Genomic DNA, 12,232 nt, shown 5'->3' on the forward strand with positions numbered 1-12,232 from the left:
GTAGTATTGCCCGCAACTATACCAACCAAGGTTCTCAAGCCTTGAGCCCGGCATTCACCCTGTTCAGCCAGGAAATACTGAATGCCGTACAGATTCGACCCAGGGGATTTTTTATGTCTGCTCAACGTCACGAGGTCAGTGACACACCGCTGGTGACAGTGATCATCGCTTCCTACAATCACGCTCGCTACATAGAAGACAGCATCAATAGCGTCATCAATCAGACCTACCCGAATATCGAACTTCTGGTCGTCGACGACGGCTCCAAAGACGAGAGCCCGGAGCTCCTGAAACAGCTTCAGGAAAAGCATGGTTTTGATTTGCGTTTTCAGGCCAACCAGGGCCTCGCCCGTACCCTCAATGACGCGATCGAGCGTGCGCAGGGCGAGTTGATTGTGCCGTTCGGCTCCGACGACATCATGTTTCCCCATCGTATTGCCACCCAGGTGGAATACATGAAGGACAAGCCCGAAGTGGGTATCTGCGCGGCCAACATCGAAACCATCGACCAGGACGGCAAGGTCATGGGCGAGCGTGAGCAGCGCAACCGCAATCTGGCATTCCGCCGCCTGGATTTCGACGACCTGTTCCTCAATCGCAAACCGGGACCGGCGTCAGCTACCTTGATGTTCCGGCGCGAAGCGTTGGACAAGGTCGGCGGTTTCAACCCCGAGATTCGTCTGGAAGATATCTACATCGAGTTGTCGATTGCCCGTGCCGGTTACTTCATCGACATTCTTGGCGAGGTATTGGCGCAGTATCGTGACCACCCCAGCAATACCTTCAAAAACGGCCGCTTCATGGTGGACAACGTCTTGAAGACGTATGAGGTATTCAGCGACCACCCTGAGTACGAAAGGGTGTGCATGAACTTTCGTAACTCCATGATGCTCAAGTATGCCAACCGCGATAAAGCACTGACCCGGGAAATCCTGGCGGATATCCCGGTCAAGTACTGGAACAGAAAAACCTTGCGCGGTATGTGGCGCCTGATCACTTCCTGAGTGCGCGTTCCTGCTTCCAGAGAATCAGCGACTGGGCGTAGATCAGCGCCATCGGCATCCAGATCAGGAACCAGTGCTCTTTCGGGCGTGACAAGAAGGCATTGCCTTCAGTCAGCCCGGAAGCAAATCCGAACACCAGCCAGGTCGCCGCAATGGTCACGGCGGCGTGACTGCGGTAAACCCAGCAAAAGCGGATCGCCAGGCCATACAGCGTCATCCACAGAGCCAACCCTACGATGCCGCCCGAATAGAGCACGCCCAGCTCCATATTGTGCGGGTCGGCAAGATTGTAGGACATACCTGGAATCACCACTGTCATCGATGTGCCGAAACCATGGCCCAGCCATGGGTGCTCGCTGATCTGGCGCAGCGACTCCATCCATATCGCGGGACGGTAGGACAGACCGCGTTGTGTGATTGCATCGGGATGAATCAACAGGACAGTGATCAGGACAGCAACAGTTGCTCCTATGGCCAACAGACTGCGGCGCCGATCGCCCACAAGCAACAGCCACCCCAGAGCTGCCGTCAACCCGATCAAGGGCGTCCTTGACCCGGTTGCCATGATGGCTGCGCCCAGAAACGCCAGGCAGATAATCGGCACCGGATTCCATGGCTTGCGCGCCTGAAACCAGGTGGCCAGCCAGAATGAAGCGAATGCACCCAATACATGAGCGGTGAGCAACGGATTTTCGAGCACGCCGTAGCCATTCAGGCGGTTCTCGCCGCTCGGCATCTCGATAAACATGAAGTAGGCCAGTGACAGGCAGGCGACCAGTGCTGCAAAGAGGGCCGAAAGACGTGTGTACTGGTCCAGCCTTGCGGGGTAATTCAAGGCAATGATGCCGGTAGAAAACAACAGCAGCATGACGTACATCGGACGTTTGATCAGGCCTGGGAGATCATCCTCCGTCACGGCCCACGCAATGCTGATGAGGATATATACACTGAAGACACTGAAGGCGATGAATAGCGGATTACAGATGAGGGGCTTCAGCAAGCGTGGCTGCAGGACCAGCGTCAGAAAGGTGGGGAAGGCCAGGAAAATATAAAAAAGCTTGTGGTAGAGCGCCCGATCCCAGATCCAGAAAATCCCTGTCAGGGTAATCAGCCAGCCCAGCGGTAGTAAGTATTTGTTGATCAGATTACTCAAGCGTTGGTTTCTACTCTCTACTGACGCATCAGCTGACATTTTTCGTGCCCATCTAAATAAACCCTTTAATTGTATGGGATACGCATCTGATTTATCAGGGGTATCTTGCGGGCTGTTTTTGGTTGGTGTTCCTGAAAACGGTGGGCCGTAGTTCCATGTCAAAAATCCAGGCAGCTACTCGTCTGTATAGCAGACCTGCGGTACTCCATCCCTGTACCTGCCAGCCATCCTCAACGTGACCGGTGCCCGTAGCTTACACGTCAGCGGGTGAAAAGGGCGTGTGGCTTTTATTCAAAATCGTTCCAAGTTCATCATCTGTATGGAGAAATCTCCAATTCAGCGGGGTTGAGAGGCTTCCATGAGGCGATTCGAGCGTCTCTGGCGCTGGAGGTTCCCGGATGGCTACGCAAGAGTGCCGGGAGCGCTGGACTGTGAGTTCTCGGTTATACCAGCTGTCATGGCTGCGCTTGATGAAATGTGATGACGGCCCTGTAGCAGGTTGCAACGCCGGAGGTGCAGAGTGGAGACGCATGTGCAGTGCCCCTCTCTGCAAGAGACAGATGCTCTTGGTCAGCTGTACACATTGACCATCTGTTGGCGTATTTCGGCGGCGGTCTTGCCTTTGGTTTCCACCATCATGCCCGGAGCCTGGATCCTGGCAATATCCATATCGTTCAATCCCAGACTGCGCAAGCCATCCACCCACCGCTGCAGACGTTCCGAAGCCGTATGCCTTGCATTGGGCCCTTTGGCCTTCAGGCAAGAGCTGCACATGTCATCCGGAAACGACCGGCTTTCCCATGTGCCGGGTCGACGGTATTCAAACAGCCCGCAATCACAGCGACACCACCAGAGGGTTCCCTTGCCTGAACGGCTTGGACGATACCAGGCAATCGCAGTCATCTTTCCGCGTCGCTTGCCAGTGTGATCGGCGGCGTTTTCGGGGCGGGGAGAGAGGTTTGGCAGGTGATTGAGGGGAAGTCGGGTCCTTGAGTTGTTCATGTTTGCTTCCTTGGGTGATCGGTTTCTGTCAGGCAGTGGAGCTTTTGGTATGGCGGCGACAGATTGATGGCTCGGGGCTGATACCAGAGGTTCAAGGCTAGCTAGGTGGGGTTGTTTTTAACAGGAGGTATATTTCCTGTTTTGGCTTCTGTTTATCGGGGGGAATGACCATTTTCTGAGCAGTCCTTGATGGACTGCGGCGTGCCTTAGAGTACTTGCGATGCCTGAAACGCATGGCTCGGGAAGGTTTTGGGGTGTTGGTGAGTGGGTGCTATGTCCGGATGTTGGAGAAAGCTAGTACTCGGCAATATTCGATCTCGCCTTGGTCTTGCAGGTGAGTCCGGTCACGCTGAGTACTTTGGTGTGGACGCGGGAAAACTGCTGAAAGATGCGCTGAGTGATGTGCAGGCTTTTGGTGAGCTTGAATTAGCGAGGTGATGCCGGGTTTATGGTGATCAGGTTTTTGCGGGTTGCTATGTCATTAACAAGGTGGATGCTGAGCTTGGTGGCATCTACGCCGATTGCCTGCGCTGTAATAGCTGGCACCCGTTTTCCTGTAGATATTTCAGAAAGCTGAAAGTAAGAAGGTCTGCCCTGAGGCTGGCCTTTCTTTGATCTAGTGGGTCCACACGGACTCGAATTCTTATGGGGGAGGCTAGGGGAATAAAAAGGAAATCCTAGGAAATACAGTAGGCTGGAGAGGTTTCAAAGGTGCACGCAGAGGACATATTTAAAGGACACATATGAACGTTGCTATGGCAGATCGAGCATGCGTGTAAGCTCAGGCCTATCACGCTTTGCACCACTGACCTTTCCTTCGAAGATTCGGGCGCAGTTCAACGTGGTTAGCTGTGCACGCTGCTGTTCGAGGTTCAGGCCTTGTATGGACACCCTTGCGTAGCCATTAAGGTGAGTCATGAATATACCGCGATCTGCGACAGACTTATGCTACAGGCGTGAAGTGTGGACCCGGCAACCCCGGCCTTGTCGCATAACTTAGAATTCGTGCGACGAATCGTCTTCGTCGCGGCCCGCAAGGTGTCGATGTCGCTAGGTGATTGTTTTCTGTGATTTTGTTTTTTTCAGTTTTTTATCGCATTGCGGACATGTTTGTACCAGCTCTTCTTTTACTTGGTAATAATAAGGAATGCACATGTTTAGGCCGCTGCTTTCTATGACGTCGAACGCAAGCGCTTTTGTAGAAATCAATCTGCCTTCATAATAGCTGTTAGCGTCACGCACCAATACTTGAGTGAGTGGAAGGCTTTCAGGATTGTAAATTCTAATATCTCCTGGCTGTCTGGCGTAGGCCTCAGTGTTGGTGCCATCATGACCATAGGCTAGTTCAGTGGCTTTGATCCAGTTAATAGGCTCGGCGGTTTGACACCATGTGATTACCCTTTCTAGTTTTTCTGGTGTGTAGGACCGCGCATAGTCACCATGCTCATCGCAGACGCCCATCTCCGCAAATCCCCCGATGTTATACCTGTAAGAGTGTTCGCCAGCTGTCAACGGAAGCCGAGCATAATGATGAGGCCGGGCCTGATAAGAGATAGTGTCAGCGCAGAAGTCAAAGACCAAACTGTATAGCTGATAAAGGCAGTGGCCTGAAGTGTCCGGGTTGCCATAAATTAAAGTTTCCTGGATCTTCTGCATATCCGAGTTGTAGTATTTAGCTGACTGCTCATCGCCAAATAGAAACCAGCCCTTCGATAGAATAAATACAGCATTTGGTAGATGCTTCACATCACCAGATGAGCCAAGAGCTTTCAGCTCTTCTGCCAACTCATCCCAAGCAAGGTCGGTGTCGTAGGCGAATATTATTCCGAAGCCATTGAATTCTGGTCTGCGGGTGCCCATGTAGCTGACGCTTGTAGGCACCATTCGCTTTAATTTTTTATAAGATGCAATGTTGGCGAAGGCCTTCTTTAATTCAGTTTTGGTCAGTTTGGATTTTACCTGTATCGCACCATACGTGTACTCAACGGGAAGAACTTCATATACGTGCTGGCGCTGCATAAGAGAAAAGCAATCGTCTGCGTTGTAAAATAGCAAATCAAGCTCGTTGCTAAGATGTCCTGAAGTTGAGGCTACACGAACACTTACTTCGGATACGGCGTATTTTTTTGGCAGTAGTTTAGTCTCTATAAAAAATGCGCGAATCAAAACCTCCCTTGCCGCTCCAACATCCCTTGGATGTTTGATGTCTTTGCTTTTCTCATAGTTGGCAAGTAGTTCTTTTTGAAGGTCCAGCAGTTCTCGCTCAAGGCCATGAAACTCTTTTTCTTTTGATCGGATCTTATTTGACCGTATTGCCAGACCTGTCAGGAACTCTTTCGTTTGTTCATGGCGTTCCTCGTATTTTTTTCGCTCTTCCTTTTGCGCCGCAGTTAGTCGCTTTCGTTTCTGTCCTTCAGTCATTTAAGTTCTCCCTTCATTCAAGGATGGTATATAGAATGTCCATGACACTAATCACCGAAATGGTTATGCCATTCTCTCAACTCTACAGTGGGTGCTGAGCAATACCTTTCGTTGTTAAGCGCGTAGAGTAACCTCAGCTGGTGTTGTGGAGGTTATCATAACTGGTTCCCGAAGCTGGTTTGAAGGCCTGACTCTCCCTTTAGCTGTACAGCAAAATCGCCTACCGGCTAAACTCTGCCCAATCGGTAGAAGCTTACGAAGCGCTGTTGCCGTGGAGCTGCTCACCGGAAATGCCACGGTAAACGAACTGCCTATCTTGCGGTAGGTGGGGTTTGTGGAGCGGATACGGTTATTCATCTTGGTTGCCATCATCGGCTCTGTTCAGTATGCGCTCGGTAGTAGGGCGGGATTTGTCCCGTCCTACTACTAGTCGTAAACATCAAGAAGTCCTTTTCTCGCCATCTTTATCGGCTTCTGTAGAAATTATTTCAATTGAGGCTTCGTGCAATAGTGCGGAGGTGATCGCTGCTTTTACTTCTTCAATTCGACTTCTCTTTAGTTGTGATGTTGGCATGGAGAATCGAGCAAAAGCCAGCGCAATTAGTTCGTCTTTTGTTTTGCGTTTGTTTAGTAAGAAGTCACTAATGGCGTTGTGGTCAAGAGTTTTTAGCTCGGCTATTTTTTCCTCTGAAATGAGCGGAGCCTTGTTATGTTTTTTTCGTTGGGGTGAGGCTGTACCTGCCCAACCGTTTCGTACGCTATGTGCTAATTGGAGCAAGGCTAGTGAAAGTTCCGAGTTTCCAAGCTTGGGTGCGGAATGAAGTGCAGCAAGCCCCTCCAGAAAAGCAGCAAGATCCTGAGCCGATAGTCCTGGTTTCGGCATGTTAGGTCCAAGTTCGGTTCGGGAGTATTTTTTTTTCACAATTGATCTACCCGTTTTTTGACTTCAGTTGTTAGTTTTTCATACAGAGTGTTTAGGCCGCGTGAACCCACGTTTTGGGTGTGCGCACGATCATAAACAGGTACTCCATCATCCAGCGCTTGTGAGATGCCAGTGCCTTGTTCGATATATGGGGCCAATAAGTATTTTCCCCACTGCTTCTTCAACGACGCCAGATGACGTGTATGATCATCGGTATAGCCCGATGTTGCTGGGCCATGAGTCTGAATTCGAGTGATAACAACTCCGGCCAACTTTGTTTCAGGTACATACATCGAGCGAGGTGTGCCCATAGCGGCCAATGCATTCATTCTCATGTCAATCCCACTTTTAATCATGCCTGAGAGGTGAGGAGCACCACGTTCCATCACGGCTTCGGGAATTACAGGAATAATATAGCCATGACTAGCGGCGATCGCGTTCTGAGATACAATTTTAGTCGCGGGGGGGCAGTCAAATAATATATAGTCGTAGTCATCATCTACTGATGATTCTTCAAGCCACCGGCATACAAGTGTGCGCTTGTCCCATTCAGATTTAATTGCATTTCCTTGGTGGGAAGCTGTTAACTCAATTTCAATATCGTCCAGCTGAAGGCTTGCAGGAACGATGTCTAAAGTTTTGTAGTTTCCGGTGACGAACTGGCTTCTAATTGCTTGTTTTGCTATTAAGCTTTTGTTGGGGAACGGTGTTTGACTGATAAATGGTTTAAATATCTCATTCATGGTCTGGTTTTGCGCGACCAATTTTTGCCAAACAGGCGCGGTGAGAGATACAAGAGATAGGCTGCTCTGGTGATCCATATCCATTAACAATACGCGCGCGTTATGATATCGAGCCAAGCCCGCGCCTAGCTGGTAGGTGAAGGTTGTCTTACCAACGCCACCTTTGAAATTAATGATGCTTATCCGTTTAGCCATTATGAGTCTCTTCCTAGATGCGCGTTAACCACAGTATTGTTGAATGATGAGTCGCTGAGTCAGCAATCCACGCGCTAATGTAAACCTTTTTCAACATCCGCGGGGATGACAATCGAGAGCACGCTACTGTTGAAACGCTTCCTGTCAGCTGAAAATCCCGAGCATTGGCCCACGCAAGCTCTCTCAGGTCATGATCGCAGAGCTAGTCCCATGAGCGATTTCAGCGATGCGACTATCGCTGTAGGCGGGGGGAAAAGGCTCTGGTGTGCACCTAGCTACTTTACAACGTGTCGAGGGTGGTCAGCCTCTTGATGTTGTCCAATTTCCCGACTAAGTCTTCGGCTCTCAAATGTGTATGCCTTTTGAGCATTTGCATCGTCTTATGACCACTGATGGCCGAAACCTCTTGATCAGATAACCCGCCTTCGACAAGGCGACTCACGGCTTCATGACGTATGTCATGAAACCTGAAGTCAGGTAGGTCGAGCTTCTTCTTGAGCTGTCCCCAAATCTTGGTGAAGGTATACGGCCTGCGCTTCCCGTCCTTTCCAGGCTCACCGAAAAACACCAGATTGTAGTCCATTGGTCGTACCTGATTATCCATCGCAGCTTTGAATACGTCAGTGGCACGCTTGCTCTGTGGAACAGTACGAGAGCCGTCGTTCTTCTTGTCTGAGAGACGTATGACGCGCTTTGCCAAATCCACTTGAGGTCTACGTAGGGATGAGATCTCTGACGAGCGCATACCCGTTTCCAGAGCGATGCAAACAATCCAGCCCAGCATGGGGTTGCTGTGTCGATTCACAGCCGCGAGCAGAAGGCGTTCTTCCTCCGGCGATAATCGTCGGTCACGACCATCCCCAGGGCTCGGCTTACGGACGTTCAGCGCTGGGTTGAACGTCAGACCTAAACCCCATTCCTGAATCGCTACCGTGTACAGGTGGCTTAATAGGGCCTGTTCGAGGCGAGCAGTGTTGTTGCTGATGGTCCCGCCACGGCTGGGTTCGTTCAGGCGCTTATCGCGATAGCCGGCGATGATGTCAGCGGAGAGCGCAGCCAGTGAGTATTTGCCCAGGTGCTCGATAAGCTTCTTGGCTTTCGAGGTTTCGCCACGCTGAGTGGTGGGCTTTTTGGTGGGGGTGATGTCAGCGAGGTAGCGGGTAAGCGCTGCCTCCAGTGTCATGCGCTCGGAGCCGCTGCGCTGGATGTAAACACCGCGAACCATTTCGTCTTCTGTACGTCGAGACCAGCCCTCCGCATCACGCTTTGTACGAAAGGTTTTGGCTACTGTTGGCCAGCCGGTTTTACGGATCAAAGCCTTCCAAGTGCCGGAAGGAGTTTTGACTAATGTTGCCATCTGAAAGGATTCCAAAGGTGTACTGGCACACCAGCGCCGTACTGATTTTGTACCTTTTGACCATAGGGGTGAATCTGAGGTGTTCCCGCCAAAAACGAAAAAAGCCGCGCAATGCGCGGCTTTGGAGTTGGTGGGCCCACACGGACTCGAACCGTGGACCAAAGGATTATGAGTCCTCTGCTCTAACCAACTGAGCTATGGGCCCTCAGTAGGCCGCGGATTATAACGGCGGTTTCGCGGCTGTGCTATCCGAAAAATCCGAAAGATTCATAAGAAGAAATCTGGAGCAGAATTCCTCGGGTGGCAAGGGGAGGCTGACGATGTAGCCCTGGATCTGTTCGCAGCCTTGTTCGGTCAGGAATTTCTGTTGTTCGGGGTTCTCCACGCCTTCGGCGATGATGGTGAGTTGCATGCTGCGGCCCAGGGCGATGATGGCGCGGACGATGGCGGCGTCGTGGGTGTCTTCCGGGAGGCCGCGGACGAAGGACTGGTCGATTTTCAGGATGTCCAGCGGCAGGCGTTTGAGGTAGCTCAGGGATGAGTAGCCGGTGCCGAAGTCGTCGATAGCTAGCTGGACGCCGAGTTTTTTCAGTTTGTGGAGTACGGACAGGGCTTCTTCTGTCTGGCTCATGATGAAGTTTTCGGTGATTTCCAGTTGCAGGCAGCCGGGCTCCAGGCCGTTGTCTGCGAGCAGTTGTTCGATGCGTTTGAGCAGGTTGGGCTGGCGTAGCTGGGCGCCGGCCAGGTTGACCGAGAGCGGGCCGAAGGGCGCGTAGATCTTGCGCCATTCATGCATCTGGCGACAGGCGTGTTCCAGAACCCAGTCGCCTATCTGCAGGATCATGCCGTTCTCTTCCGCCAGCGGGATGAAGTGCTCGGGCGGGACTTCGCCAAAGGTCGGGTGGCTCCAGCGAATCAGGGCTTCGGCGCCTACCAGTCTGTTGGTCAGCAGGCTGGTCTTGGGCTGGTAGGACAGGCTCAGTTCGTTGCGTTCGATGGCTCTGCGCAGTTCCTGTTCAAGGGCGATCCGTTCGCTGGCCTGGGAGGTCAGGTCGCGGGTGTAGCTTTCGATCCGGTTGCGGCCCTTGGCCTTGGAGCGGTACATCGCCGCATCGGCGTTCTTTACCAGCGTGGCGACGTCGGTGCCGTCCGTGGGGAACAGGCAACTGCCGATGCTGGCGCTCATGAAGAACTCGTGCTCTCCAGCCTGGAAGGGCGCCGTGAAGCAGGCCAGGAGTTTGCTGCCGATGGTGTGTGCATCGCCGGGTTGCAGCAGGCCGGGCAGCAGGACGATGAACTCATCGCCGCCCAGACGCGCCACGGTGTCGATGTCGCGCAGCGTCTCCTTGAGGCGCTGTGCGATGCCTTTTAGGAGCAGGTCGCCCACGGGGTGCCCAAGGCTGTCGTTGATGTGTTTGAAGCGATCCAGGTCGATAAACAGCACGGCACCGAGGCTGCCCGACTCTTCGCTGTGCAGCAGGGCGGATTGCAGGCGGCTTTCGAACAGGGTGCGGTTGGGCAGGCCGGTCAGGGGGTCGTGATGGGCCTGATAGTCCAGGCGTGCCTGGGCGTGCTTGAGACTGGAAATGTCGGCAAAGACGGCGACGAAGTGGGTGATGAATCGATCCTTGTTGCGCACGGCGCTGATCGTCAGCCAGCACGGGTAAAGCTCGCCGTTCTTGCGACGGTTGCAGATTTCTCCTTGCCAGTGTCCTTCTGCGCCCAGTTGATGCCACATGGCCGCATAGAATGCGCTGTCATGCTGGCCCGAGGCGAGCAGGCGAGGTGTCTGGCCCAAGGCTTCTTCCTCGCCGTAGCCGGTAATTTCGCTGAATGCCCGGTTGACGGCGTTGATGCGCTGGCGGGTGTCGGTGATCAGCACGCCTTCGGCGGTACTCTCGAAGACGGTGGCGGCCAGGTGCAGTTTTTCCTGCATCTGTTGGCGCTCGGTAATGTCCCGGGCCAGGGTCATGATGCATTCTTCCCCGGCGATGAGCATGGGATGCGATGACATTTCGCAAAGCCGGACCTGGCCATCCAGGCGCCGGATCTGGCCGCGAAAATCCCGTACCACGCCATTTTGCTGCAGTTGCTTGATCAACTGCTGGCGTTCGTTCGGGTCGACCCATATCTGCAGGTCGAGGCCTGAGCGTTCCAGGCACTGGCTTTCGCTGTAGCCGGTCATCCGGCAGAAACCTTCATTGACCTCCAACAGCAGGCCGTCGCTGGTCCGGGCGATAACCAGGCCATCGGGTGATGAATGGAAGGCCTTGGCGAACTTCTCTTCAGAGAGTTGCAACTGCTGCTGGGCCTGCTTGAGGGGCGTGATATCGCTGATGGTGAGCAATACGGCCGGCGTGGCGCTCATCTCGAAGGGTTCGGCTGACAACAGGCTGGAAAAGGTACGTCCGTCCTTGCGCCGCAGAGGCATTTCCAGATTGCGGATCCGGCCCTGTTGCAGGCGCTCCAGCAAGCCCGGACCGACTCCCTGCACTGCCCACAGGTTGATTTGCGTGGCGGTTTTGCCGATGACGTCTTCGCTGCTCAGGCCGATCTGGGTCACGAAGGCCTTGTTGACCTCGAGAATGGCGCCGTCGGACAGGCGGGCGATGATCAGGATGTCCGGGCATTGGGCAAAGACCGAGGCGAACTTCCCCTCGGACAGTCGCAGGGCTTCCTCGGTCTGCTTGCTGTCGCTGATGTCGATCATCAGCCCGCGGATAACGGGATCGGGGCCGCGTTTGATGAGGCTGACGATGTCCCTGATCCAGAGGATCCGACCTTCGGCGTTGCGAACCCGGTAGTCGAGGCTGTGGTCGTTGCCGCTCAGGGCCTGTTGCTTGCAGAAGGTTTCTGCTGCATCCACGTCTTCGGGATGCACGATGCTGCGCCAGAAGCCAGGTTGCAGCCATTTCGACAGTGGATAACCCAGCAGGCTTTCTGCCTGCGGCGAGACGTAGTTGTAGGTCATCTTTTCCAGGTTGGCTTCCCAGGCCACGGCGGAGAGGCTTTCCACCAGCCCCCGGTAATGATGTTCGCTGCCTCGAAGTTTCTGTTCCAGCTCGATGCCGCGGGAAATCTCCAGGCTGAGCTTTCGGTTATTACGGATAACCACTGCAAGAGCAGCCGAAAGTAGTAATAAGCCGGGCAGGCCATAAAGTAGAAAATTTTCCCAATGCACCGGTTCGTGATTTACCCAGCTGTGGACTTCGGACTGTTGCAGGCTCGTCTGCGTGCTGTCCGACGCGAGTAGCAAGGCGTTGGAGTCCTGCTGGGCGAGCCATGAGCCTGGGTTCTGTGTTTGATTAAGCCGGGCAGGCAAGTCCTGAGTGTTGGCGTTTGCTATGGAGCCGATCAGACAAAAGAGTGTGATGGCCGACAGTCGTAACATGGCAGCCTCATAGCGGCGGATAGTAATGAGACGAGTGTAGACGG

At 53.4% G+C, this 12,232-nt stretch carries 8 protein-coding genes, 1 tRNA gene and 1 pseudogene; 1 reads left to right on the forward strand and 9 read right to left on the reverse strand.

Going from position 1 to position 12,232, the window contains the following annotated elements; translation table 11 throughout:
- Positions 1 to 113 precede the first annotated feature (113 nt).
- The gene (locus KQP88_RS02925; RefSeq protein WP_200995003.1) at positions 114 to 1,004 is read left to right on the forward strand and encodes a glycosyltransferase family 2 protein; all 891 of its coding nucleotides are present in this window, start codon (positions 114 to 116) and stop codon (positions 1,002 to 1,004) included.
- Here KQP88_RS02925 and KQP88_RS02930 read toward each other — a convergent pair.
- The 9 genes and pseudogenes from KQP88_RS02930 to KQP88_RS02970 form a co-directional block, all read right to left on the reverse strand.
- Entirely contained in the window at positions 994 to 2,196 is a 1,203-nt protein-coding gene (locus tag KQP88_RS02930) for an O-antigen ligase family protein (protein WP_216705874.1), read from the reverse strand. The two genes, KQP88_RS02925 and KQP88_RS02930, sit on opposite strands and share 11 nt — an antisense overlap.
- Before the next feature lie 531 nt (positions 2,197 to 2,727).
- Positions 2,728 to 3,159 (reverse strand): hypothetical protein, encoded by a 432-nt coding sequence (locus KQP88_RS02935; RefSeq protein WP_216704802.1) that lies wholly within the window; start codon positions 3,157 to 3,159, stop codon positions 2,728 to 2,730.
- Between the two features lie 753 nt (positions 3,160 to 3,912).
- On the reverse strand, positions 3,913 to 4,077 hold the full coding sequence (locus KQP88_RS02940) for a recombinase family protein (RefSeq protein WP_253950542.1): 165 nt from the start codon (positions 4,075 to 4,077) through the stop codon (positions 3,913 to 3,915).
- A 132-nt stretch (positions 4,078 to 4,209) separates the two neighbouring features.
- Entirely contained in the window at positions 4,210 to 5,580 is a 1,371-nt protein-coding gene (locus KQP88_RS02945) for a DUF6602 domain-containing protein (RefSeq protein WP_216704803.1), read from the reverse strand.
- 439 nt (positions 5,581 to 6,019) lie between these two features.
- Positions 6,020 to 6,463: a hypothetical protein gene (locus KQP88_RS02950; RefSeq protein ID WP_216704804.1), complete on the reverse strand. Its 444-nt coding sequence runs from the start codon at positions 6,461 to 6,463 to the stop codon at positions 6,020 to 6,022.
- Positions 6,464 to 6,498: 35 nt separating this feature from the next.
- Positions 6,499 to 7,440: a ParA family protein gene (locus tag KQP88_RS02955; RefSeq protein WP_216704805.1), complete on the reverse strand. Its 942-nt coding sequence runs from the start codon at positions 7,438 to 7,440 to the stop codon at positions 6,499 to 6,501.
- Between the two features lie 280 nt (positions 7,441 to 7,720).
- A complete protein-coding gene (locus tag KQP88_RS02960; protein ID WP_216704806.1) occupies positions 7,721 to 8,797 on the reverse strand; it encodes a site-specific integrase in 1,077 nt (358 codons plus the stop codon).
- A gap of 128 nt (positions 8,798 to 8,925) precedes the next feature.
- A tRNA-Ile gene (locus KQP88_RS02965) sits at positions 8,926 to 9,002 on the reverse strand.
- A 15-nt stretch (positions 9,003 to 9,017) separates the two neighbouring features.
- Positions 9,018 to 11,963: pseudogene (locus KQP88_RS02970) on the reverse strand (EAL domain-containing protein); the annotation flags it as partial.
- Between the last annotated feature and the right edge of the window lie 269 nt (positions 11,964 to 12,232).

Origin of the sequence: Pseudomonas lijiangensis, from assembly GCF_018968705.1 — a bacterium.
Taxonomy (GTDB): domain Bacteria; phylum Pseudomonadota; class Gammaproteobacteria; order Pseudomonadales; family Pseudomonadaceae; genus Aquipseudomonas; species Aquipseudomonas lijiangensis.